We start from the raw sequence: 21,384 nt of genomic DNA, 5'->3' as shown, positions 1-21,384 counted from the left end.
GCTCCCTGCAATGGGGCGGCCGGCGCGGACGGCCTGCGCCCTAGTCGAGGGGAACCGGGTAGAGGGTATTGAGGATCCACTTGCCGTCTTTCAGGACGAAACCGTACGAAATCTCCTTGGCCATGTACGTATCCCAGCGCGTGCAGACGCCCTGGCCGTCGGCCTGCTTGCAGGAGTAGGCATCGATCTTGCCCATGTGCAGCTTCTCCAGGGAAACCACCTGGAACTTGCTGTTGCCGCTGCAGGCCACCGGATTGTCGATGTATCCGTACTGGCGCCAGGCCGCGTCGTAGTTGCCTCTCGACTTGAACAGGGTCTTGTCTTTCTGCGACGAGCCGGACGGCGGCGTCATCCCGTAGATGTGCTGGGTCACGTGGCCGCCCATCGAGGTATTGCGCGTGGCGTCGGCGCTTTGCTGCACGCTGGTGATGTCGCGGCAGGCGGCGGCGTTGGCCGAGGAGGCCAGCAGCAGAAGGGCGGAGAAACCCAGGCCGGCGACGCACTGGCGTGCGTCGGGGCGGGGCAGTGAAAAGCGGTTCATCGGCGGCTCCTGTGAGATGGATTGCTTATGAAGGAACGCCGCCGCGCAGTTTTCGTGAAGATGCCTCAGTCGCGATAGCGCGGCGGCGGCGCGTAGCCGCCGCCGTTCCGGGCGTCGGCGGGAAATGCCTGCGGTCCGTCGGCCGGCGCCTCGCGACCGCTGGCCGGAGCGTCCAGCTCGAACAGGGCCACGCCGATCACGCCGAGGTTGCGGCTGTCGCCGGCCGCGCTGTTGCTGGCGTAGGCATCGTCGGGACTGGCGAAGCGGAATGCCGCGACTTCCCGTTCGCTCTTGCGGAAGCCCTCGATCACCAGGTTCTCGCCCGGTTCCAGCACATAGCCGCGGTTCTTCAGGCTGCCCGGCTGGCCGTTGAGCACGTCCAGGCCGTCTACCGTGGCGACCACCTCGTAGGTCGCGCTGCCGAGGTTGTTCAGCCACAGTCGGTAGCGCTGGCCTTCACGACCCTGGAGCTGCAGGGTGCTGCGGTGCTGCACCAGGTCGAACTTGCCGCCATCCTCGTCGAGTACGGCGAAGCCGACCCGGCCCTTGGCCAGGGGCAGTTCCTTGATGGCACGTCCATCGAAGCGGCTCGCGCTGTAGAACACCTGGCGGCGATCGACCGGTTGCTCCGATAGACGTCGTAGGGCCACCGAGGTGACCGGCGAGGCGACGCCTTCGCCCCATTGGGTGCCGAGCCGCTGCTCGGTCGGCGCGCCGGCCTGCTGTTGGGGCAGGCTGCAGCCGCCGAGGGCCAGCAGGCCCAGCAGCAGCGCGGATAGCAGTGGTGTACGCATGATTTTCCTCTCCCTGGATGAGCGGAGGCGCAAGCCGCCTCCCCGATGTCTCTGACCGTCGATGATGGCCGATCTTCGACGGGATTCGGAAATTTCCTAAGGGAGGTTATTGACTGACCCAGCGCTGCCGCGCCCAGGCGCTCAGGCTGTCGACCCCGAGCACCAGGACCAGCATGGCCAGGATCACCGTGGCGGCCTGGGCCTGCTGGAACAGGCTCAGGCTGAAATAGAGCATCTGCCCGAGCCCGCCGGCACCGACGAAGCCGAGCACGCTGGCCATGCGGATATTGTTCTCCCAGCGGTACAGGGTATAGGCCACCAGTTGCGGCCAGACCCCCGGCAGGGTGCCATAGGCGAATGCCGCGAGGCGTCCGCTGCCGGCCAGGCGCAAGGCCTCGGCGGGCTGCGCCGGGGTGTTCTCCAGGGCTTCGGCGAACAGCCGGCCGAGCACGCCGCCGGTGTGCAGGGCTAGGGCGAGGGTCCCGGCGTTCGGCCCGAGCCCGGCCGCCAGCACCATCAGCGCACCCCAGACCAGCTCCGGCACCGCGCGCAGCGCATTGAGCAGGAGTCGCGCCAGGCTCTGCGCCGGCACGCCGAAGCGACCTGCCGCCGGCAGCGCGAAGAGCAGGCCGAGCAGCGCCGCCAGCAGGGTGCCGATGGCCGACATGGCCAGGGTTTCCAGCAGCCCGCGGCCAATCGCCCGCAGGTGCGGGGCGGACAGGTCGGGCGGGAAGAACTCGCTGGCGTAGGCGGCCATCTGGCCCAGTCCCTTGCCGCTGAAAAGACCTGCGGTGGCCATGTCCAGGTAGGCGAACGAGGCGCCCACCGCGGCCACCACCAGCAGCGGCCAGAGCAGCAGGCGCCAGGTCCGGCTCATGCCAGCCTCCCGCGCAGGAAGCGGCTCAGCAGGTCGGCGAGGAGGACTAGCAGGAGGAAGGTCAGCAGGATGCTGGCAACCTCGCCGCCGGCGAACATCCGCAGCGACAGGTCGATCTGCTGGCCGAGGCCGCCGGCGCCGACGAAGCCCATCACCACCGAAGCGCGGATCGCGCACTCCCAGCGATAGACGGTGTAGGAAATCATTTCCCCGGCGGCGTTCGGCAGCACCCCGTAGGCGAACGCCGCCAGCCGCGATCCGCCGCCCAGCAGCAGGGCGCGGGTGGGGCGCGGATCCACCGACTCGAAGATTTCCGCGTAGACCTTGCCGAGCATGCCGGCATAGGTGATGGCGATGGCCAGCACCCCGGCGGTGGGCCCCAGGCCCACGGCGCGGACGAACAGCAGCGCCCAGACGATTTCCGGCACGCTACGCAGGAGGATCAGCAGGCCACGCACCGGCCAGCGCAGTGCCCGTGCCCACCAGGCCGGCAGGCCGCCGCGCGGCAGTGCCGAGAGCGACAGGGCGCGGGTCGCCAGCAGTGCGGCGGGAAACGCCAGGAGCCAGGCCAGGGCCATGCCGGCGGTGGCGATGGCGAGGGTTTCCAGGGTCGCGCGGCCGAGCAGGGCGAGGAACTCGGGATCGTGCGCCAGCGGCCAGAAGCCGGCGAGGAAACCGCCCATGGTGCGCGCGTTGTCGCCGCTGAACAGGCCGGGGATATCCAGTTCGCTGAGGCGCAGCCCCGGCCAGAGCAGCAGTAACGCGGCCAGGGTCAGCAGCAGGCGCGGCAGGGCGGCGGGATCGCGCGGTGGAGAAGCGGCGTTCAGCATCGTGGGATGTGCACCACGGCGGGTTCGCTGGCCGGGCTGGCGCGCTCGGCTTGCAGTTGTTCGTTGGCGTAGAGGGCGTCCAGCGCGGCGCGGTCGACTTCGCCGGCGGGCAGGTCGAAGGCGATGCGTCCGGCGCGCAGGCCGATCACCCGGGGGAAGTGTTGCAACGCCAGGTCCACCGCGTGCAGGCTGGCCAGCAGGGTGCTGCCGCGCGCGGCGGCCTCGCGGTTGAGCAGGGCCAGGGTATGGCCGGCGAGCACCGGGTCCATGGCCGAGACCGGTTCGTCGGCGAGGATCAGCTCGGCGCGCTGGTAGAGCACCCGGGCGATGCCGACCCGCTGCAACTGGCCGCCGGAAAGCTGGTCGCAGCGCTGGAACAGCTTGTCGCCGAGATCCAGGCGTTGCAGCGCGTCGTGGGCGCCGGCGCGGTCCAGCGGATAGACCAGGCTGGCCAGGCTCTTCCACAGCGGCCACTGGCCGAGGCGTCCGGCCAGTACCGCGCTGACCACCCGCTGCCGTGGCGGCAGCGGCGGCGCCTGGTGGACCAGGCCGATGCGCGCGCGCAGGCGTTGGCGGGCGGCGGCGGATAGCGCCCAGGGCTCCTCGCCGAGCAGTTCGACACGGCCGGCGCTGGGCCGCCATTGGCTGGCGAGCACCCGCAGCAGGCTGGTCTTGCCGGCGCCGGAAGGTCCGATCAGGGCCACCCGTTCGCCGGCGGCCAGGCGCAGGCGGATGTCGGCGAGGGCGCGTTGGCCGTCGGCGTGGACCAGGTCCACGCCGTCGAGGCTCAGGCTCACTTCAGCAGGCCGGCGGCGCGTGCGGACTCCTCGATGCCCTTGTAGTTGTCCGGATTGGTCTCGATGAAGCGGCTGGCGGCCTGCAGGTCGAGGATCTCCTTGTCGGCCGGTTTCGCCGGGTCGAGGGCGAGGAAGGCCTGCTTGATCTTCTCGGCCAGGGCCGGGTCGAGGTTGCCGCGCACGGTCCAGTTGTAGTCGTAGTAGGTCGGCGTGGTGGCGAAGACCTTGACCTTGGCGGTATCGACCTTGCCGCTGTCCACCAGCTTCTGCCAGACCGAGGCGTTCAGCACGCCGGCGTCGACCTTGCCGGCCTGGACCCAGGCCGCGGTGGCGTCGTGGGCGCCGGAGTAGGCGACGCGGGAGAAGAACTGCTCGGGGACGATGCCGTCCTTCTGCATGAAGTAGCGCGGCATCAGGCTGCCCGAGGTGGAGGAGACCGAGCCGAAGGCGAAGGTCTTGCCCTTCAGGTCCTGCAGGGATTTCACTTGGGGATCGGCCGTGATGAATTTGCTGGTGAACTGCTGGTCCTGCTCGCGCTGCACCAGGGGGATGGCGTTGCCGGTCTTCAGCCGCGCCTGGACGAAGGTGAAGCCACCCAGCCAGGCCATGTCCAGGCGGTCGGCGGCCAGCGCCTCGACCACCCCGGCGTAGTCGGCCACCGGGACGAACTTCACCGGCATGCCGAGTTGCTTCTCCAGATAGGCGCCGAGCGGCTTGAACTTGCGCAGCAGTTCGGTGGGCGCTTCGTCGGGGATCGCCGAGACCTTGAGTTCTTTCAGGGCTTCGGCGTGGGCGAGCGCGGCGGACAGGGACAGGGCGATGCCGGCGGCGAGCGCCAGGGAGCGTTTCAACATGGGAGAGTTCTCCGGTTCAATGGCGGAAAAAACCCGGGGAGTATAGTGGTGCGCGGCCCGCTTGGGCAGCCGTCGCGGCGTTGCTCGCCGGCGCCTCGCGGGTAATATGGCGCTCCCCGTGCCCATTCGCTGCGTATTGGAGTCCGCCATGTCCGCTTCCCTGCCTTCCCTTGCCTTCGCCGGTCTCGGCCTGATGGGCGTGCCCATGTGCCGCCGGCTGCTGGCCGCCGGCTATCCGCTGGCGGTGTGGAACCGTTCGCCGGGCAAACGCGAGTTGCTCGCGGCCGAGGGCGCGAAAGCCGTCGAGGTCCCGGCCGAACTGGCCGCCGACGCGGAAATCCTGATGCTTTGCCTGGCCGATACCGCGGCGGTGCGCGAAGTGGTGTTCGGCGCCGGCGGCATCGTCGAGAACGCCAGGCCCGGGCAGTTGCTGGTGGATTTCTCCAGCGCCGAGCCGGCCGCCACCCGCGAGATGGCCGCCGAGCTGGAGGCGCGCTGCGGCGTGCGCTGGGTCGACGCGCCGGTCTCCGGCGGCACGCCGGGCGCGGAAAGCGGCAGCCTGGCGATCATGGCCGGCGGACGCGCAGCGGATATCGAGCGCCTGCGGCCGGTCCTCTCCCGGCTCGGCCAGCGCCTGACGCGCATGGGCGAGGTGGGCGCCGGGCAGGTGACCAAGGTCTGCAACCAGATGATCGTTGCCTGCAACGCCCTGGTGATCGCCGAAGTGGTGGCGCTGGCGGAGCGGGCCGGGGTCGACGCCAGCCTGGTCGCTCCGGCGCTGGCGGGCGGCTTCGCCGACTCGAAGCCGTTGCAGATCCTCGCCCCGCAAATGGCCGAGAGCCGTTACGAGCCGGTCAAGTGGCACGTACGGACCCTGCTCAAGGATCTCGATACCGCGGTGAAGCTGTCCCGCGAGCAAGGCGCGGCCACCCCGATGAGCGGGTTGGCCGCGCAGTTGATGCGTCTGCACGGCAGCCAGGGCTATCTCGAACGCGATCCGGCGACCCTGGTGGAGCAATACCGGACCGCCGTCGAGTGAACCTCAGGCCTGGTTCAGGCTGCGCAGCGGCGGCGCGGCGTCGAAGCGGTAGGCGCGGAGGAACTCTTCCAGGGCCGCCAGCGGCAGCGGCCGGCTGAACAGGTAGCCCTGCACCAGCTCGCAATGGTTCTCCCGCAGGAACGCCAGTTGCTGCGGGGTCTCCACGCCCTCGGCGACGACTTTCAGATGGAGCTTCTGGGCCATCGCGATGATCGCCTGGGCGATTTCCATGTCCCGCTGCGAGGCGGGGATGTCCATGATGAACGAGCGATCCACCTTCAGCGCGTCCAGCGGCAGGCGGCGCAGGTAGGCGAGCGACGAATAGCCGGTGCCGAAGTCGTCGATCGACAGGCTGACGCCCAGCTCGCGGAGGCGTTCGAGCAGCGGGATGGTCTGGTCGATGTTGTACATCAGCGCGTCCTCGGTCACCTCCAGTTCGAGGAAGCGCGCCGCCAGCCCGGCCTGGTCCAGCGCATGACGGACTTCGTCGACCAGGCTGGCCCGGCCGAGATTGCTGGCGCAGCAGTTGACCGCCACCCGCAGCCGTTCGTGGCCGGCCAGGTGCAGGCTGCGCAGGTCGCGGCAGGCGCGTCGCAGCACCCAGTCGTCGAGCTGGTCGATCATGCCGTTGGCTTCGGCCAGGCCGATGAAGCGGTCCGGACCGAGCAGGCCCTGGGTCGGATGGCGCCAGCGCACCAATGCCTCCAACTGGTGTACCTCGCCGTCGGCGAGGGCGAGGATCGGCTGGTAGTGCAGCTCCAGCTGGTCGTCGCGCAGGGCCTGGCGCAGTTCCTCCTCCATCTGCAGTTCCTGGGTCGCCCGCACCAGCAGTTGCCGGCTGAAGAACTGCGCGTTGTTGCGCCCGCAGGCCTTGGACTGGTGCAGGGCCAGGCCGGCGTTCTTCAGCAGCTCCTCGCACTGCTCGCCGTCGTTCGGGTAGAGGCTGACGCCGATGCTGGCGGTCATCACCAGGGTGCGCCCGTCCAGGGCGATGGGTTCCTTCATCTTCTGCATCAGGCGTTGCGAGAGGATGTGCGCCTCGTGGTCCTGGGTGAGGTCGGCGAGCACGCAGAACTCGTCGCCGGCGAAGCGCGCCACCACGTCGCTATCGCGCAACACGCTGCGGATGCGTTCGGAGACGATCTTCAGCAGTTCGTCGCCAGAGTCGTGGCCGAGGGAATCGTTGATCCGCTTGAAGTGATCGAGGTCGAGGAACATCACCGCCAGGCCCTTGCCTCTCAGGCGACAGTTCTCCAGGTGCTGGACGAACACTTCGTTGAATGCCGTGCGGTTCTGCAGGCCGGTCAGGCTGTCGTAGCGAGCCATCTGGCGCAGCGAGGCGTGGGCGTGGTCGAGCTGGTTGAGCAGGGCGTTGACCCGGCTGTTTTCGCTGAGCCGGCGCTCCCGTTGTTTCTCCGACCATGCGGCCCAGATGCCGCAGGCGGCGATGGCGCTGGCGAGCACTCCGGTGAGCCAGCCCAGGCGCAGCGAGTCGGCGCTGGCTTGCAGTTCCAGCGGCGTGCCGGCGGGTACGCTGAGCACCAGCGCGGCCATCCCGGTGAAATGCATGGCGGCGATGGCGCCGGCCAGCAGCAGGCTGGCGATCAGTTTCATGTAGCGGTAGCGCGCGCTGCGCCGGCCGCGCAGGTAGGGGACCGCGGCGAGGGCGGTGAAGGCGGCGCCGATGGCGATCAGTACCGAAAGGGCGAACAGCGATGGCTGGTAGTACTGGGTGGCCACCGAGCGCATCGCCGCCATCCCGGTGTAGTGCATGGCGGCGATGCCCAGGCCGATGCAGCAGGCGGCGAGCAGGCAGGGCAGCAGGCCGAAGCGCGGGCGGGCGGTCATGTACATCGCCAGGTACGAGGCGGCGACGGCGATCAGCAGCGACAGGCCGGTGATCGGCAGGTCGTAGCGCAGGGCGATCGGCGCGTGGAACGCGAGCATGGCGACGAAATGCGTGGCCCAGATGCCGCTGCCCAGGCAGAACGCCCCGACCCATTGCCAGCGGCGCGGGTGGCTCAGGCTGTTGCCGACCCGCTCGACCATGTCCAGCGCCGTGTACCCGGCGAGGCAGGCGACGAGGAAGGCGAGCGCCACCAGCGACGGAGAATAGGTGCAGTTCTGCAGCACGTAGCCGTCGACGGGAGACTCTCCGAGGAAGCGCAGGCCTTGCCAATCCATAGCGGTGTCTCCCTGGACACGGAAAACCCGCGGACGGCGCGGGCGCGGGCTGGGGATGGGGGTGGCATTGTGCTTCCAGTATAGATAGCGGGAGCCGCCTGCAAGGTCGGCATGGAAGGAAGTCGCTGGCCGCCGACATACGGCCGGTTTCGGCATCTTCCCAGGGAGAAAAGGCATAGCTGAGCTTGTTCCGGCTCCATCGCCACGGGCATGATCGCTGCGCCCGCGAGGGCTCGCGAGGCTTCACGAAATTTTGACCAGGCGCCCGATAGAGTTCGGGCGCCCCGCCACGGGGGTGGCGGCGGTCCGTTACGTTTCAGGAGTTGCTTCAATGGGTGGGGGTATCAAGCGTTTCTTGCCGGCTATCGGTTCGACCCGGCTGGTGATGCTGTTCGCGCTGGTTCTGGTGGTGTTCTACAACGCGGCGACCTGGAAGGCCCTGCATGGCCTGGTGCCGCTGCAAGGCTTGAAGGGCTTCGCGTTCTTCGCTTCGTTCGCGGCGTTCCTGTGGGCCGCCTTCACGCTCCTGCTGACCCTGGTTTCCTTCCGCCCGCTGCTCAAGCCGGCCTTGACCCTGGTCGCCCTGTGCTCGGCCGGCGCGACCTACTTCATGGGTAGCTACGGCATCAGCATCGACACGGTGATGGTGCAGAACGTCTTCGAGACCAACGCCACCGAGGCCGGCGACCTGGTCAACCCAACCCTGCTCGGCTATCTGCTGTTGCTCGGTGTCCTGCCTTCGCTGCTGATCTGGCTCTGGCCGGTACGCTACCGGCCGTTCTTCCGCGGCCTGCTGAACAAGATCCTGACGCTGCTCGGCTGCCTGCTGATCGTCGCGGTAATGGTAGGCAGCTTCTATTCCACCTACGCGCCGATCTTCCGCGAGGAAGACAAGCTGACCCACTTCATCAACCCGACCAACTACATCTACGCGGTGGGCAAGTACGCCAAGCAGCGCCTGGTGATCAAGGAGCACCTGGTGGTCGAGCCGATCGGCCTGGACGCCCGCCAGGCGCCGGCTGCGCTGCAGCGACAGAAGAAATCGCTGCTGGTGTTCGTGGTCGGCGAGACCGCCCGTGCCGACCATTTCTCGCTGAACGGCTACGCCCGCGAGACCAACCCGGAGCTGAGCAAGCAGGACATCGTCAACTTCACCCAGGTCCGTTCCTGCGGCACTTCCACCGCGGTCTCGGTGCCCTGCATGTTCTCCCAGTACCCGCGCGAGGACTACAGCGACAAGAAGGCCAAGACCCACGAAGGCCTGCTGGACATTCTCCAGCGTGCCGGCATGCAGGTGTTGTGGCTGGAGAACAACAGCGACTGCAAGGGCACCTGCCTGCGGGTGCCCAACCGGGACATCCCGAAGAACCAGCCGAGTCCGTTCTGCGACGGCAAGAACTGCCTGGACGAGTCGCTGCTGGTAGGCCTGCAGGAGTACATCGACGGGTTGCAGGACGACGCCATCATCGTCCTGCACTCCGATGGCAGCCACGGTCCCGAGTACTACGAGCGCTACCCGAAGGAGATGGAACGCTTCCAGCCGGTATGCCGGACCAACCAGCTCGGCAGTTGCAGCAAGGAAGAGCTGGTGAACGTCTACGACAACACCATCCTCTATACCGACCACTTCCTGACGAAGGTGATCGAATTGCTCAAGCGGAATGCCGACAAGCGCGATACGGCGATGATCTACGTGTCCGACCACGGCGAGTCGCTGGGCGAGAATGGCGTCTACCTGCACGCGGCGCCTTATTCGATCGCGCCCCAGGCGCAGATCCACGTGCCGATGGTCATGTGGTTCGCCCCGCAGGCGCTGGGCAACTGGGGCATCCAGCGCAGTTGCCTGGACGGCAAGCGCGACGACAAGGACCTGAGCCACGACAACCTGTTCCACTCGGTGCTCGGCCTGCTGGACGTACAGACTTCGCTGTACCAGCCGGCGCTGGACATCTTCGCCAGTTGCCGCGCGCCCAGGGCAGCCCAGTGAGCGACGGGGGCTGAAAGAAAAAAGGCCGTGGAGGATTCCCCCCCACGGCCTTTTTCGTCGGCTTTCGCCTTATTTGTCGCGGACCAGCAGGACCGGACGCGAAGCCACGCGGATCAGGCCTTCCGCCACGCTGCCGAGCATCAGGCGGCGCATGCCGCGACGACCATGGGTGCCCATGACCACCACGTCGGCATCGCTGGCCTGGGCCTCGAGTTCGATGCGCTCGGCGATTTCCTCGCTGGCGCGCTCCTGGCAGACGCGATCGAAGGTGGCGCCTTCGACGTTGCTCGCCTCGACCTTCTCGCGGGCCTTGGCCAGGACGTCATCGGCGGCTTTCAGCGCGGCTTCGCGCAGCGGCTCGGGGTTGTAGTACACCGCGTAGTCGGGAAGGTGGCGCAGCGGGCTGTCGACGATGGTGATGACGCGCAGCTTGCCGCCGCTGAGGCCGGCCAGCTTGATGGCCTCTTCCAGGGCGCGGTCGGAGACCGGGCTGCCGTCCACGGCTACCAGAATGCGATCGTACATAAGGTGTCCCTCCAGAGTGAGTGTCCGCCCGCCGGGCGTTCTTGAAACTTCAAGGACACTGTAGACCCTCGCGGGCGGCGGACCTTTGCCGGAGGTCAATAAGTCGCAGGGCGACCGTCGCGATTCCGCTGCGACGCCCGGCTCGCGGCCATCCGCCGTTGCGGCCTTCGCTGGAAATGAAATGAAAGAAGCCATGGGGGAGGCCCATGGCTTCTCGTTTCGCGCAGCCGTTGCCGGACGTCAGCCGGCGACCAGGATGCGGATCGCCTCGAGGCGCAGGGAGGCCTTGTCGAGCAGGGCCAGGCCTTCCTCGCGCTGGGTGCGCAGGCTGTCCAGCTCGCTGTCGCGGACGCTCGGGTTGACCGCCTTGAGCGCGGTCAGGCGCGCCAGTTCCTCGTCCATGGCGGCGGCGAACTGCTGCTTGGCCCTGGCCACGCGTTCCTCGTGGCGCGGGACGATCTTGCCCTCGGCCACGTCGAACTGCTTGGCCAGCACGTCGCGCTGGGCCTGGACGAACTTGTTGGCGCTGACCCGTGGCACGCTTTCCAGCTGGTCGTTGAGGGTTTCCAGGGACACCCGGCCGGCCAGGTCGTTGCCGTTGGCGTCGAGCAGGCAGCGCAGGGCCTGCGGCGGCAGCCAGCGGCCGAGCTGGAGGGCGCGCGGTGCCACGGCCTCGCTGACGAACAGGAGTTCGAGCAGCACGGTGCCAGGCTTCAGCGCCTTGTTCTTGATCAGCGCCACCGAGGTGTTGCCCATCGAGCCGGACAGCACCAGGTCCATGCCGCCCTGAACCATCGGATGTTCCCAGGTGAGGAACTGCATGTCCTCGCGGGCCAGCGCCTGGGCACGGTCGTAGGTGATGGTCACGCCTTCGTCGTCGCCGAGGGGGAAGCCGGCGTCGAGCATCTTCTCGCTTGGCTTGAGGATCAGGGCATTTTCCGAATGGTCTTCGCTGTGGATGCCGTAGGCGTCGAACAGGCGCTCCATGTAGATCGGCAGGGCGAAGTCGTCGTCCTGCTCCTCGATGGCCTCCACCAGCGCCTCGCCTTCGCCGGCGCCGCCGGAGTTCAGCTCCAGCAGGCGGTCGCGACCGCTGTGCAGCTCCGCTTCGAGGGCTTCGCGACGGGCGCGGCCTTCGGCGAGCAGCGCGTCCCAGGCCTTGTCCTCGCCGCCGTCGAGCAGCGGCAGCAGGCGCGGGCCGAACTCGTGTTGCAGGGCGTTGCCGGTGGGGCAGGTATTGAGGAAGGCGTTCAGCGCCTGGTGGTACCACTGGAACAGGCGCTGCTGGGCGCTGTTCTCCAGGTGCGGTACGTGCAACTGGATGGTGTGTCGCTGGCCGATTCGGTCGAGGCGGCCGATGCGCTGCTCGAGCAGGTCCGGGTGGGCCGGCAGGTCGAACAGCACCAGATGGTGGGCGAACTGGAAGTTGCGGCCTTCGCTGCCGATTTCCGAGCAGATCAGCACCTGGGCGCCGAACTCTTCGTCGGCGAAGTAGGCGGCGGCGCGGTCGCGCTCGAGAATGCTCATGCCTTCGTGGAACACCGTGGCGGAGATGCCCGAACGCAGGCGCAGGGCGTCTTCCAGGTCGAGGGCCGTCTCGGCGTGGGCACAGATGACCAGGACCTTGAACTGCTTGAGCATCTTCAGGGTATCGATCAGCCACTCGACGCGCGGGTCGAAGCGCCACCAGCGATTGTTGTCGTCGCCGTCTTCCCACTGTTGCTGGAAATTCACTTCCGGATACAGGTCCGGGTGTTCGCCGGCCGGCAGTTCCTGGTACTGGCTCGGCATCGGCAACGGATAGGCGTGCAGCTCGCGCTGGGGGAAGCCCTGCACGGCGGCGCGGGTGTTGCGGAACAGCACGCGGCCGGTGCCGTGGCGGTCGAGCAGTTCGCGGACCAGGCGCGAGCGGGCGTCTTCATCGCCGCCCTCGACGCTGGCCAGCAGCTCGTCGCCCTCGCTGCCGAGGAAGCCGTGGATGGCCTTGCGCGCGCCGGCCGAAAGATTGCCGTGGTCGAGCAGTTCCTGCACCGCTTCGGCGACCGGGCGGTATTGCTCGCTCTCCCGGCGGAACGCTTCGAGGTCGTGGAAGCGGTTCGGATCGAGCAGGCGCAGGCGCGCGAAGTGGCTGTCCTGGCCGAGTTGCTCCGGGGTCGCGGTGAGCAACAGGACGCCTGGAATGATCTCCGCCAGTTGCTCGACCAGCGCGTATTCGGCGCTGACCTGGTCCTGGTGCCAGACCAGGTGGTGGGCTTCGTCGACCACCAGCAGGTCCCAGCCGGCGGCGAACAGGGCGTCCTGGGCGCGTTCGTCTTCCTTCAGCCACTCCAGGGCGACCAGGGCCAACTGGCTGTCCTCGAAGGGATTGCTGGCATCGCTTTCGGCGAAGCGCTCCTTGTCGAACAGGGCCACCTGCAGGTTGAAGCGCCGGCGCATCTCCACCAGCCACTGGTGCTGGAGGTTTTCCGGAACCAGGATCAGCACCCGCCCGGCGCGGCCGGAAAGCAACTGGCGATGGATGATCAGGCCGGCCTCGATGGTCTTGCCCAGGCCCACTTCGTCGGCCAGCAGGACGCGCGGCGCCATGCGGTCGGCGACTTCGCGGGCGATGTGCAACTGGTGGGCGATCGGCTGGGCGCGGGCGCCGCCGAGGCCCCAGAGCGAGGACTGGAGCAGTTGGCTGCGGCGTTCGAGAGTGTGGTAGCGCAGGGAGAACCAGGGCAGGGGGTCGATCTGTCCGGCGAACAGGCGGTCGCTGGCGAGGCGGAACTGGATGAAGTTGGAGAGCTGGGTTTCCGGCAGGGTGCGCTGCTCGTTCTGCGCGGTGAGGCCGTGGTAGACCAATAGGCCCTCGCTTTCCTCGACCTCGCGGACGGTCATCTTCCAGCCTTCGAAGTGCGTCACTTCATCGCCGGGGGCGAAGCGCACGCGGGTCAGCGGCGCATTGCGCAAGGCGTACTGGCGGGTATCGCCGGTCGCCGGATAGAGCACGGTGAGCAGGCGGCCATCCTGGGCCAGGATGGTCCCCAGGCCCAATTCCGCTTCACTGTCGCTGATCCAGCGTTGCCCCGGTTGATACTGCGCCATGTCCACCTCCCAAAAAAGCCGGGTATGGTACCGCAACGCGTGGCGTTGAGCGACGCTTGGCGATGGATTGCGTGTTGCGCCAGGGCTTCGTCGGAGAGCCGTCCGTCGGTACGGGAGCGACCGCCTGGCGGCTGGTTCTCAAGTCGAGCGGCGGGTCGACCGATAACCCTTGTAGAAGAACGCCGCAAACCGGCACGCTGCGAGAACCCATGACGCGGCACTACCCAGAGAGGTTGCCTGCATGCTTCCGCCGATCCCCCAGGGCCTGATCCCGGTCACCGTCCAGCAGGACCCGCCCAAGCCCCGTCCGGCCACGCCGCCGGTCGCGCCGACCCAGGCTGGCGCGGGCAGCGATGGCGTCGCCTTGCGCCAGGAGCGCGACGAGGAAAGCTGGCTGGAAGAGGAATACCGCCGTCGCCAGCGCCGCCAGGGCGGCGAGGCGCACGCGCGGAGCGACGAGGGGGACGAGGCGCCGGCTGACGAAGCGGGGGAGAGCGCCCAGGCGGACGAGCCGCCGCGCAAGGGACAATTGATCGACATCGAAGTGTAACCCTGGTTTTCCAGGCTTCAGCAGCGGCCTTGCGGCGTAGTAACCTGCGGCCCATGGACCTGTTCGCCGACGCACCCCTGACCCTGCCGGACGCCGACCTGCGCTATCTCCCGCATTGGCTGGATGCGCCGCTGGCGAGCGCCTGGCTGTTGCGCCTGGAACAGGAAACGCCCTGGGAACAGCCGATCCTGCGCATCCATGGCGAGGAGCGCCCGACCCCGCGCCTGGTGGCCTGGTACGGTGACGCGGAAGCCGCCTACCGTTATTCCGGCCAGGTCCACCGGCCGCTGCCATGGACCGCGTTGCTCGGCGAGATCCGTGAGCGCGTGGAGCGCGAGGTCGGCCAGCGGGTCAACGGCGTGCTGCTGAACTACTACCGCGACGGCCAGGACTCCATGGGCTGGCACAGCGACGACGAGCCAGAGCTGCGCCGCGATCCGCTGGTCGCCTCGCTCAGTCTCGGCGGCAGCCGCCGCTTCGACCTGCGGCGCAAGGGCCAGACCCGCATCGCCCATTCCCTGGAACTGACCCATGGCAGCCTGCTGGTCATGCGCGGCGCAACCCAGCATCATTGGCAACATCAGGTGGCGAAGACCCGCCGCTCCTGCATGCCCCGTTTGAACCTGACCTTCCGCCTGGTGTACCCCCAGCCATGAACGACGACGACAAGGTGATCGACCTCAGCGCCGAGCGCGACAAGCGCATCCACGACGTGCACGAGAAGCGCCTGCAGGAGGTCCGCAAGGCCTTCGAACAGGTGTTGCCGCTGGGCAAGCCGCGGAAGAAGCCGAAAGGCAAGCCGAAGAAGCGCTGAAGCCTCCGCCGCCGCGTTCGCCGGCGGCGCATTCCTGCGGGCAACGTGCGGCGATCGGGCAGGTTTCTCCCGGTTATCTGCGGCGTCCGACCGCATTCTCCCTCCTGCGAAACTTGACCTGGGTCAGTGTCATGCACCTGGCCGAAAAAGCCCGTCCGGGCGATTGATCCAGGTCAATATTGCGCCGCCGCGCCTCGCTAATCTGAGCCCATCGAGCAACACCCAACCGGCAACTGGAGGCCATCAACATGTTCATCGACGAAGTGGTTCTCGCAGGGATTCTTACAGTAGGCCTCATGGTCGCTTTCTTCGGTGGGGTCGGTTACTTCATCTGGAAGGATTCCCATAGCCGCAAAGGCTGATCCTCCCGGATACACAGAGCACGCAAGGCACTTAGGGCGACTTCGGTCGCCCGTTTTTTTGCGCCTGGAAAAACACCGGCGCAGCGATCGGGATACTACGAATGTCGCTGGACGATATTGTTAGCAGCCTAATAATATAGGCTGCACATATCGCCTCGGCGTTCGCCGGCTATCTATGCTGATGTAGACCCCGTTTCGGAAGACCCTGTGCCCATTCACTGGAAGCCGTTCCTGGCACCCTCGACGCTGGCGCTCAAGTTCGCCATCAAGACGCTCCTGGCCGGCGGCCTGGCGTTGTGGTGCGCCTTTCGCTTCGACCTGGAGCAGCCGCAATGGGCGCTGATGACCGTGCTGATCGTGTCCCAGCCGTTGTCCGGCATGGTGGTGGCGAAGGGCTTGTTCCGCCTGCTCGGCACCCTGGTCGGCACCGCGATGTCGGTGCTGATGATCGCGCTGTTCGCCCAGGCGCCCTGGTTGTTCCTGCTGGCCATCTCGCTCTGGCTGGGGCTCTGCACGGCGGCCTCGACCTCCCTGCGCAACCACGTTTCCTATGCTTTCGTACTTTCCGGCTATACGGTGGCGATCATTGGCCTGCCGGCGGTGGACCAGCCGCTGCTGGTCTTCGAGCAGGCGGTGGCGCGTTGTACCGAGATCTGCCTGGGGATCATCTGCGCCTCGGCGGTCAGTGCGATCCTCTGGCCGCAGCGGGTCGAGCAGAACCTCGACAAGCAGGCCCACGCCACCTGGCTGCTGGGCATGCAGGCCGCGCGCGGCGAGATCGACCCGCGCCAGCGGCAGCCGCAGGGGCTGCTCAACGCGCTGAGCAAGATCGTCGAGGTCGATGCGCAGCGCGACCATGCCTGGTTCGAAGGCGAGCGCGGGCGGCGCCGGGCCGGCGCCCTGGCGTTGCTCTCGCGCGACCTGCTCAGCCTGTTGCGCACCGCGCGCGGCGTGGCCCGGCAACGGGCGCGGCTGAGCGAAGAGGAAGAGCGCCAGGTGGAGCGCTGGCTGGCCGCGCTGGCCAGCGCCCTGGAAGGGGCCGATCCGGCGTCGATGCAGGCGCTGCGCGAGGAGTTGGCGCAGGTCGCGGTCGAGCCGCAGTGGAGCAACGACCAGCGTTACCTGCTGACCCGCTGCTCGGTGCTGCTGCTCAAGGCGGTGAATGCCGAGAAGGGCATGCGCGCGGTGGCCAGCGGCGAGGTCGAGGGGCGGGTGGGCAGCGCCGGCACCCTGTCCTGGCACCGCGACCTGCAGATGGCGCTGTTCTACGGCGCGCGTAGCGCCCTGGCGTTGCTCGGGCTGTCGATCTACTGGATCTATACCGCGTGGCCGGCGGCGTCCGGCGCGATGCTGCTGGCGGCGGTGGTGTGCAGCCTGTTCGCCAACCGCGACAACGCGGTGGCCATCGGCCTGAGCTTCCTGCGCGGCATCGTCTACGCGATCCCGGCGGCGATGCTGGTCAGCCAGTGGCTGCTGCCGCAGTGGAATGGCTTCCCGCTGCTCTGCCTGGCGATGGGCGTGCCGCTGTTCTTCGCCACCCTGGGCATGGCCGTACCGGTCACCGCCGGCACCGCCACCTCGTTCGCGATCCACTTCATCGTCCTGGTCGCGCCGCGCAACCAGATGGACTACGACCTCGCGACCCTGCTGAATTCCGCCCAGGGCGTACTGATCGGAGTCGGCTTCGCGGTGGTGATCTTCCGCTTGCTGACCTTGCGTCCGGGCTGGCTGACCCGACGCCTGCTGGATGCCACCTGCGTCGACCTCGGCCGCCTCACCCGGCGCCCGCTGGCGCAGGCGGAGAACTGGTTCGGCGGGCGCATGGCCGACCGCCTGTTGCGCCTGGCGCGGCACGCCAACCTGTTGCCGGAGCAGGAGCGGCGGCGTTGGGACGATGGCCTCCTGGCGCTCGACCTGGGTAACGAACTGATCCACCTGCGGGCCTGCCTGGAAGGCGCCCGTGGCGTCCTGCGCAAGGCGCGCGACCGCTTCCTCGGGGAACTGGGCGAGCTGCTTGAGGCCGGTCCCGCGGGGCCGCGCAGCGACCGCCTGGAACGGATCAGCCTGCCGTTGCGCGAAGCCCTGGAGCGCGACGCTCGCCACGACGACGAAGCCAGCCGCCTGGCGCGCGCGGCCCTGGCGCAACTGCTGTTCACCTGGCAGCAGTGGTGCCATCAGGAGGAAAGCCATGAGTCTGCATGAGTCGGCCTGGGGCGGCGTCTACCTCAGCCCGCTGTTCGTCTATGCCCTGCTGGCGCTGGCGGCCACCGCCGCGCTGCGGGTGCTGATCCAGAAAACGCCGTTGCGTCGCTGGGTCTGGCACGAGGCGCTGTTCGACTGCGCCCTGTTCATTTTGATGTTGAGTGGCATTACCTGGGCGGCCACGTCCTGAATCCGTCGCCCCGAGAAGGAGATTCGCATGCGTGCATCGCTTCGCGTCGTCGTCACCCTGCTGGTGGTCGCTGCCGCTGTCCTCGCCGGCATCTGGCTCTGGCGCTACTACATGCTCTCGCCCTGGACCCGCGATGCCCGGGTACGGGCCGACGTGGTGGTGGTGGCGCCGGACGTGTCCGGCTGGGTGACCGACCTGGAGGTCAAGGACAACCAGGTGGTCAAGGTCGGCGACGTGCTGATGCGCATCGACCAGGAACGCTACCAGGCCAACCTGGAGCAGGCCCGCGCCGTCGCCGAGACCCGTCACCAGCAATACCTGTTGCGCCAGAACGAGGCGGCCCGGCGCAGCCGCCTGGGCATCGGCGCGATCAGCGCCGAGGACAAGGAAAACGCCCAGATCAATGCCGCCATCGCTCGCAGCGAGTACCAGGAAGCGCTGGCCCAGGTGAAGATCGCCGAACTCAACCTCAAGCGCAGCGAACTGCGCGCCGCGCGCAACGGCCAGGTGACCAACCTGCGCCTGGCCCAGGGCAACTACGCCACGGCGGGCCAGGCGGTGATGGCGTTGGTCGACCAGCAGTCCTTCTATGTGGTCGCCTACTTCGAGGAAACCAAGCTGCCCGGCATCCGCGTCGGCATGCGCGCCCAGGTCCGCCTGATGAGCGGCGATCAGCCGATCGACGGCACGGTGGAGAGCATCAGCAGCGGTATCACCGACCGCAACTCGACGCCGGACGGCCAGTTGCTGGCCAATGTCGAGCCGACCTTCAACTGGGTGCGCCTGGCGCAGCGCATTCCGGTGCGCATCCGCCTCGACCAGGTGCCGGCGGATGTCCACCTGAGCGCCGGGATGACCGCCAGCGTCACCGTGCAGGGGGACTGAGCGGCAGCGCTTGCGTGGCGCCATCCAGCGTGCTGGCGCCAAGCGCGCAGGCCAGCGCCGCCAGCACCAGGGCGAGGCCGACCCAGGGCGTCGCGGCGACTCCCAGTGCCGCCACCACCAGGCCGCCCAGCGCCGCGCCGAGGCCCACGCCCAGGTGCATGGCCGAGGTGTTCAGGGCGACGCCGGCGGAACCGCTGGCCGGATCGCTGCGCAGCAGGAAGCTCTGCACCACCGGCGAGATCATCCAACTGATCGCGCTCCAGACCATCAGTACCGGCAGGAACCCGATGCTGCCCAGGCTCAGCGGCACCGCCGCCAGCGCCAGGGCGAAGGCCGCCGGCACCAGACGCAGGGCGCGCCGGTGGCCGAGGCGGTCGGCCAGCCAGCCGCCGATATAGCCGCCGCTCAGCGCTGCCAGGCCGATCAGCAGGAGGATCAGGCTGATCTCGCCGGGCGAGCGAATACCGGCCATGCTCGCCAGGTACGGGGTGAAATAGGCGAACAGGGTGAAGTGCCCGCCGAGCAACAGGATCGATACCAGTTGCGCGAGCCACAGCGCGGGCTGGCGCAACTGCCGCAGGTAGCCTTCGCGGCCGGGCAGGTCGCCGGCCTGGCGTTGCGGCAGGTAGCGCCAGAGCAGCAGGCACAAGGGCAGCGAATAGACCGCGATGCCGGCGAAGATCCAGCGCCAGCCGAACCAGTCGCTGATCTGTACGCCCAGTGGCACGCCGAACACCAGCGAACCGCTGATGCCCATGAAGATCAGGCCGATCGCCCGGCCGCGCTGGGCCGGGGCGGCCAGCTCGGCGGCGAGCAGGCTGGCGAGGACGATCAGCAGCCCGCAACAGGCCGACATTCCCAGGCGAGCCAGGAGCAGGCCGAGATAGCCCGGAGCGAGGGCGGCGAGCGCGTTGCTGAGGGCGAACAGCAGCAGGGTCGCCAGCAGCAGGCGGCGGCGTTCGATGCGCCGGGTCAGCCAGCCGAGCAGCGGTGCGGCGAGGGCGAAGCCGAGGGAGAACAGGGTGGTGAGCTGGCCGGCCAGGCTGATGGAGACCCGCAGGTCTTCGGCCAGGGGCGGCAGGATGCCGATCAGGATGCTTTCCGCCAGGCCGGCGGCGAAGGTGGTCAGGGATAGCAACAGCAAGCGAAGGTCCATGGCGGCTCCGATTCCCGGTAAGGGGTTTCGGGCGGTGGAGTGCCTTCGGTTATCCCTGGTGATTGAGGTAAGACAGCGGACAGGGTAGAGCAGCGCGCGGCGGCCCGGCAAGTCCGTCGGGCCGGATGGCCCGACGGTAGGGAAAGCCGCTCAGCCGATGCTGATCGGCGGCAGTTCGGCCAGCTCGACGCTGAGCTTCTCTTCCGGCGCCATGATCTCCGCTTCGCCGTCGACCACCTGCTTGCCTGCCTGGTTGAACACCCGCGTGGCCATGCGCACGCGGTTCTTCGGCAGCTTCTCGAGGACTTCCAGTTCGACCTTCAGGTCGTCGCCGAGCTTGACCGGACGGGTGAAGCGCAGGGTCTGGCCGAGATAGATGGTGCCTGGACCGGGCAGCACGGTGGCGATCGCCGCGCTGATCAGGGCGCCGCTGAGCATGCCGTGGGCGATGCGTTCCTTGAACTGGGTGGTGGCCGCGTAGGCGGCGTCCAGATGCACCGGGTTGCGGTCGCCGGAGACTGCGGCGAACAACTGCAGGTCGCGCTCGGCGATGCTGCTGGTGTACTCGGCCTTTTGCCCGACCTCTAGCTCGGCGTAGGGAATGTTCTGGACCTGGCTCATGTTCTCTCCTTTGTCGAATGATCCCGGCGGTGGCGCAGGGCCTGTTCCAGCCAGTCGATCAGGTCTTGGGTGACCGCGTCGCGGTTGCTCTCGTTGAACAGCTCGTGACGGGCCTCGGGATAGGTCTTCAGGGTCACCTGGCGCAGCCCGGCGCCGCGCAGGGCGTCGGCCAGGTCGCCCAGGCGCCTGCCCTGGCTGACCGGGTCGCGTTCGCCGCCGATGACCAGCAGCGGCAGGCCGGCATCGATCTGCCGCAGGTGGGTGGGCGGGGTGATATCGGCCAGGCCGCCGAGCAGGTCCACCCACAACTGGTTGCTGCAGCGGAAGCCGCACAGCGGGTCGGCCACGTACCTGTCGACTTCCTGCGGATCGCGACTGAGCCAGTCGAAGGCCGTGCGATTGGGCTTGAACGCCTTGTTGAACGAGCCGAACGAGAGGAAGTCGATCAGCGCGCTCTTGCCCAGCGGCCCCTGGCGCCAGCGCTCGAAGCGGGCGATCAGGCGGGCGACCCGGTAGAGCGCTTGCGGCTGGTAGTTGGAGCCGGAAAGGATCGCCCCTTGCAGGCTGCAGCTGTGGTGCAGCAGGTAGGCCATGGAGATGTAGCTGCCCATGCTGTGGCCCAGCAGGAAGATCGGCAGTTCCGGGTGCTGCTGGCGGATATGGTGGTTCAGGCTGGCCAGGTCGCCGACCACCTTGCCCCAGCCGCCCTGGTCGGCGAAGTGGCCCAGCTCGTCGGCTTCGGCGGTCCGGCCGTGGCCGCGCTGGTCGATCGCATAGAAGTGGTAGCCGGCAGCGTTCAGCGCGGCGGCGAGACGCTCGTAGCGACCGGCGTGCTCGGCCATGCCGTGGGACAGCATCACCGCGCCGACGGCCGTTGCGCTCGGCCAGTGGCGGGTGTACAGCGGGGTTTCGTCGCTGGCGGGGAGCCAGTAGGCAGCGGCGGGCATGTTCGTTCCTTGTGCCGGGCGGACGCGTTCCGGCGCATTCTAGCAGCGTGCGCGGTTTCGTCCCGGAAAAGCGCCACCCTTGGGCACGGGCCGCTCTGGAATGGCGGGCGGCGAAGAGCGACAGGCTGGAGATTCACACTAT

Annotated in this window: 21 protein-coding genes; 9 read left to right on the top strand and 12 right to left on the bottom strand. The window is 68.1% G+C overall.

Annotation, left to right across the window (positions count from 1 at the left end; all coding sequences use genetic code 11):
* Positions 1-40: 40 nt before the first annotated feature.
* From M6E97_RS09895 to M6E97_RS09870, 6 genes are all read right to left on the bottom strand, one after another.
* The gene (locus M6E97_RS09895) at positions 41-541 is read right to left on the bottom strand and encodes a hypothetical protein (RefSeq protein ID WP_003091690.1); all 501 of its coding nucleotides are present in this window, start codon (positions 539-541) and stop codon (positions 41-43) included.
* A gap of 65 nt (positions 542-606) precedes the next feature.
* On the bottom strand, positions 607-1,335 hold the full coding sequence (locus tag M6E97_RS09890) for a hypothetical protein (protein ID WP_003130333.1): 729 nt from the start codon (positions 1,333-1,335) through the stop codon (positions 607-609).
* A gap of 106 nt (positions 1,336-1,441) precedes the next feature.
* Positions 1,442-2,212 carry a phosphonate ABC transporter, permease protein PhnE gene (gene phnE / locus M6E97_RS09885; protein ID WP_033939279.1) on the bottom strand — a complete coding sequence of 257 codons (771 nt, stop codon included), beginning with the start codon at positions 2,210-2,212 and terminating at the stop codon, positions 1,442-1,444.
* On the bottom strand, positions 2,209-3,042 hold the full coding sequence (locus M6E97_RS09880) for a PhnE/PtxC family ABC transporter permease (protein WP_003091683.1): 834 nt from the start codon (positions 3,040-3,042) through the stop codon (positions 2,209-2,211). The genes phnE and M6E97_RS09880 overlap by 4 nt, the downstream gene beginning before the upstream one ends.
* Positions 3,036-3,839, bottom strand: coding sequence for a phosphonate ABC transporter ATP-binding protein (locus M6E97_RS09875; RefSeq protein WP_003138286.1), 804 nt, complete (start codon positions 3,837-3,839; stop codon positions 3,036-3,038). The genes M6E97_RS09880 and M6E97_RS09875 overlap by 7 nt, the downstream gene beginning before the upstream one ends.
* On the bottom strand, positions 3,836-4,693 hold the full coding sequence (locus M6E97_RS09870; protein ID WP_003111582.1) for a putative selenate ABC transporter substrate-binding protein: 858 nt from the start codon (positions 4,691-4,693) through the stop codon (positions 3,836-3,838). The genes M6E97_RS09875 and M6E97_RS09870 overlap by 4 nt, the downstream gene beginning before the upstream one ends.
* A gap of 148 nt (positions 4,694-4,841) precedes the next feature.
* Between M6E97_RS09870 and M6E97_RS09865 the strand changes: the two genes are divergently transcribed.
* The gene (locus M6E97_RS09865; protein WP_003113156.1) at positions 4,842-5,732 is read left to right on the top strand and encodes an NAD(P)-dependent oxidoreductase; all 891 of its coding nucleotides are present in this window, start codon (positions 4,842-4,844) and stop codon (positions 5,730-5,732) included.
* 3 nt (positions 5,733-5,735) lie between these two features.
* Here M6E97_RS09865 and M6E97_RS09860 read toward each other — a convergent pair whose 3' ends face one another.
* Positions 5,736-7,916 (bottom strand): putative bifunctional diguanylate cyclase/phosphodiesterase, encoded by a 2,181-nt coding sequence (locus tag M6E97_RS09860; RefSeq protein WP_033939280.1) that lies wholly within the window; start codon positions 7,914-7,916, stop codon positions 5,736-5,738.
* Positions 7,917-8,247: 331 nt separating this feature from the next.
* On the opposite strand from M6E97_RS09860, the gene M6E97_RS09855 reads away from it, so the two are divergent.
* Positions 8,248-9,903 (top strand): phosphoethanolamine transferase, encoded by a 1,656-nt coding sequence (locus M6E97_RS09855; RefSeq protein WP_033939281.1) that lies wholly within the window; start codon positions 8,248-8,250, stop codon positions 9,901-9,903.
* Between the two features lie 69 nt (positions 9,904-9,972).
* Here the strand turns inward: M6E97_RS09855 and M6E97_RS09850 are convergent, their stop codons facing one another.
* Together M6E97_RS09850 and rapA are read right to left on the bottom strand one after the other, a co-directional pair.
* On the bottom strand, positions 9,973-10,428 hold the full coding sequence (locus tag M6E97_RS09850; protein ID WP_003091672.1) for a universal stress protein: 456 nt from the start codon (positions 10,426-10,428) through the stop codon (positions 9,973-9,975).
* A gap of 240 nt (positions 10,429-10,668) precedes the next feature.
* Positions 10,669-13,521: an RNA polymerase-associated protein RapA gene (gene rapA, locus M6E97_RS09845; RefSeq protein WP_003130341.1), complete on the bottom strand. Its 2,853-nt coding sequence runs from the start codon at positions 13,519-13,521 to the stop codon at positions 10,669-10,671.
* A gap of 235 nt (positions 13,522-13,756) precedes the next feature.
* On the opposite strand from rapA, the gene M6E97_RS09840 reads away from it, so the two are divergent.
* From M6E97_RS09840 to M6E97_RS09815, 7 genes are all read left to right on the top strand, one after another.
* The gene (locus M6E97_RS09840; RefSeq protein ID WP_003122428.1) at positions 13,757-14,065 is read left to right on the top strand and encodes a hypothetical protein; all 309 of its coding nucleotides are present in this window, start codon (positions 13,757-13,759) and stop codon (positions 14,063-14,065) included.
* 53 nt (positions 14,066-14,118) lie between these two features.
* On the top strand, positions 14,119-14,721 hold the full coding sequence (locus M6E97_RS09835) for an alpha-ketoglutarate-dependent dioxygenase AlkB family protein (RefSeq protein WP_003091662.1): 603 nt from the start codon (positions 14,119-14,121) through the stop codon (positions 14,719-14,721).
* Complete coding sequence (locus M6E97_RS09830) at positions 14,718-14,879, top strand: hypothetical protein (RefSeq protein ID WP_003091659.1); 162 nt, start codon at positions 14,718-14,720, stop codon at positions 14,877-14,879. Before M6E97_RS09835 ends, M6E97_RS09830 begins: the two co-directional genes overlap by 4 nt.
* Before the next feature lie 248 nt (positions 14,880-15,127).
* Positions 15,128-15,241 (top strand): cytochrome c oxidase subunit CcoM, encoded by a 114-nt coding sequence (gene ccoM / locus M6E97_RS31120; protein WP_003091657.1) that lies wholly within the window; start codon positions 15,128-15,130, stop codon positions 15,239-15,241.
* Between the two features lie 207 nt (positions 15,242-15,448).
* Complete coding sequence (locus M6E97_RS09825) at positions 15,449-17,443, top strand: FUSC family protein (RefSeq protein ID WP_015502589.1); 1,995 nt, start codon at positions 15,449-15,451, stop codon at positions 17,441-17,443.
* Positions 17,430-17,633: a DUF1656 domain-containing protein gene (locus tag M6E97_RS09820; RefSeq protein WP_033939282.1), complete on the top strand. Its 204-nt coding sequence runs from the start codon at positions 17,430-17,432 to the stop codon at positions 17,631-17,633. The genes M6E97_RS09825 and M6E97_RS09820 overlap by 14 nt, the downstream gene beginning before the upstream one ends.
* A 27-nt stretch (positions 17,634-17,660) precedes the next feature.
* Positions 17,661-18,518, top strand: coding sequence for an HlyD family secretion protein (locus M6E97_RS09815; protein ID WP_003091654.1), 858 nt, complete (start codon positions 17,661-17,663; stop codon positions 18,516-18,518).
* Here the strand turns inward: M6E97_RS09815 and M6E97_RS09810 are convergent.
* The 3 genes from M6E97_RS09810 to M6E97_RS09800 form a co-directional block, all read right to left on the bottom strand.
* Positions 18,499-19,674: an MFS transporter gene (locus M6E97_RS09810; protein WP_003130346.1), complete on the bottom strand. Its 1,176-nt coding sequence runs from the start codon at positions 19,672-19,674 to the stop codon at positions 18,499-18,501. The two genes, M6E97_RS09815 and M6E97_RS09810, sit on opposite strands and share 20 nt — an antisense overlap.
* A 150-nt stretch (positions 19,675-19,824) precedes the next feature.
* On the bottom strand, positions 19,825-20,295 hold the full coding sequence (locus M6E97_RS09805) for a MaoC family dehydratase (protein ID WP_003091647.1): 471 nt from the start codon (positions 20,293-20,295) through the stop codon (positions 19,825-19,827).
* The gene (locus tag M6E97_RS09800) at positions 20,292-21,242 is read right to left on the bottom strand and encodes an alpha/beta hydrolase (protein WP_003138291.1); all 951 of its coding nucleotides are present in this window, start codon (positions 21,240-21,242) and stop codon (positions 20,292-20,294) included. The genes M6E97_RS09805 and M6E97_RS09800 overlap by 4 nt, the downstream gene beginning before the upstream one ends.
* Positions 21,243-21,384: the final 142 nt, after the last annotated feature.

The organism is Pseudomonas sp. B111 (assembly GCF_026428275.1).
Taxonomy (GTDB): Bacteria; Pseudomonadota; Gammaproteobacteria; order Pseudomonadales; family Pseudomonadaceae; genus Pseudomonas; species Pseudomonas aeruginosa.
Note: the sequence above shows the minus strand (reverse complement) of the source record. Positions and strands in the feature narration are given on the sequence as shown.

Excerpts from the sequence above, each read along its gene's own strand:
- M6E97_RS09895 (WP_003091690.1), bottom strand. The coding sequence starts at position 541 with ATGAACCGCTTTTCACTGCCCCGCCCCGACGCACGCCAGTGCGTCGCC.
- M6E97_RS09890 (WP_003130333.1), bottom strand. The coding sequence starts at position 1,335 with ATGCGTACACCACTGCTATCCGCGCTGCTGCTGGGCCTGCTGGCCCTC.
- phnE (WP_033939279.1), bottom strand. The coding sequence starts at position 2,212 with ATGAGCCGGACCTGGCGCCTGCTGCTCTGGCCGCTGCTGGTGGTGGCC.
- M6E97_RS09880 (WP_003091683.1), bottom strand. The coding sequence starts at position 3,042 with ATGCTGAACGCCGCTTCTCCACCGCGCGATCCCGCCGCCCTGCCGCGC.
- M6E97_RS09870 (WP_003111582.1), bottom strand. The coding sequence starts at position 4,693 with ATGTTGAAACGCTCCCTGGCGCTCGCCGCCGGCATCGCCCTGTCCCTG.
- M6E97_RS09865 (WP_003113156.1), top strand. The coding sequence starts at position 4,842 with ATGTCCGCTTCCCTGCCTTCCCTTGCCTTCGCCGGTCTCGGCCTGATG.
- M6E97_RS09860 (WP_033939280.1), bottom strand. The coding sequence starts at position 7,916 with ATGGATTGGCAAGGCCTGCGCTTCCTCGGAGAGTCTCCCGTCGACGGC.
- M6E97_RS09855 (WP_033939281.1), top strand. The coding sequence starts at position 8,248 with ATGGGTGGGGGTATCAAGCGTTTCTTGCCGGCTATCGGTTCGACCCGG.
- M6E97_RS09850 (WP_003091672.1), bottom strand. The coding sequence starts at position 10,428 with ATGTACGATCGCATTCTGGTAGCCGTGGACGGCAGCCCGGTCTCCGAC.
- M6E97_RS09840 (WP_003122428.1), top strand. The coding sequence starts at position 13,757 with ATGCTTCCGCCGATCCCCCAGGGCCTGATCCCGGTCACCGTCCAGCAG.
- M6E97_RS09835 (WP_003091662.1), top strand. The coding sequence starts at position 14,119 with ATGGACCTGTTCGCCGACGCACCCCTGACCCTGCCGGACGCCGACCTG.
- M6E97_RS09830 (WP_003091659.1), top strand. The coding sequence starts at position 14,718 with ATGAACGACGACGACAAGGTGATCGACCTCAGCGCCGAGCGCGACAAG.
- ccoM (WP_003091657.1), top strand. The coding sequence starts at position 15,128 with ATGTTCATCGACGAAGTGGTTCTCGCAGGGATTCTTACAGTAGGCCTC.
- M6E97_RS09820 (WP_033939282.1), top strand. The coding sequence starts at position 17,430 with ATGAGTCTGCATGAGTCGGCCTGGGGCGGCGTCTACCTCAGCCCGCTG.
- M6E97_RS09815 (WP_003091654.1), top strand. The coding sequence starts at position 17,661 with ATGCGTGCATCGCTTCGCGTCGTCGTCACCCTGCTGGTGGTCGCTGCC.
- M6E97_RS09810 (WP_003130346.1), bottom strand. The coding sequence starts at position 19,674 with ATGGACCTTCGCTTGCTGTTGCTATCCCTGACCACCTTCGCCGCCGGC.
- M6E97_RS09805 (WP_003091647.1), bottom strand. The coding sequence starts at position 20,295 with ATGAGCCAGGTCCAGAACATTCCCTACGCCGAGCTAGAGGTCGGGCAA.
- M6E97_RS09800 (WP_003138291.1), bottom strand. The coding sequence starts at position 21,242 with ATGCCCGCCGCTGCCTACTGGCTCCCCGCCAGCGACGAAACCCCGCTG.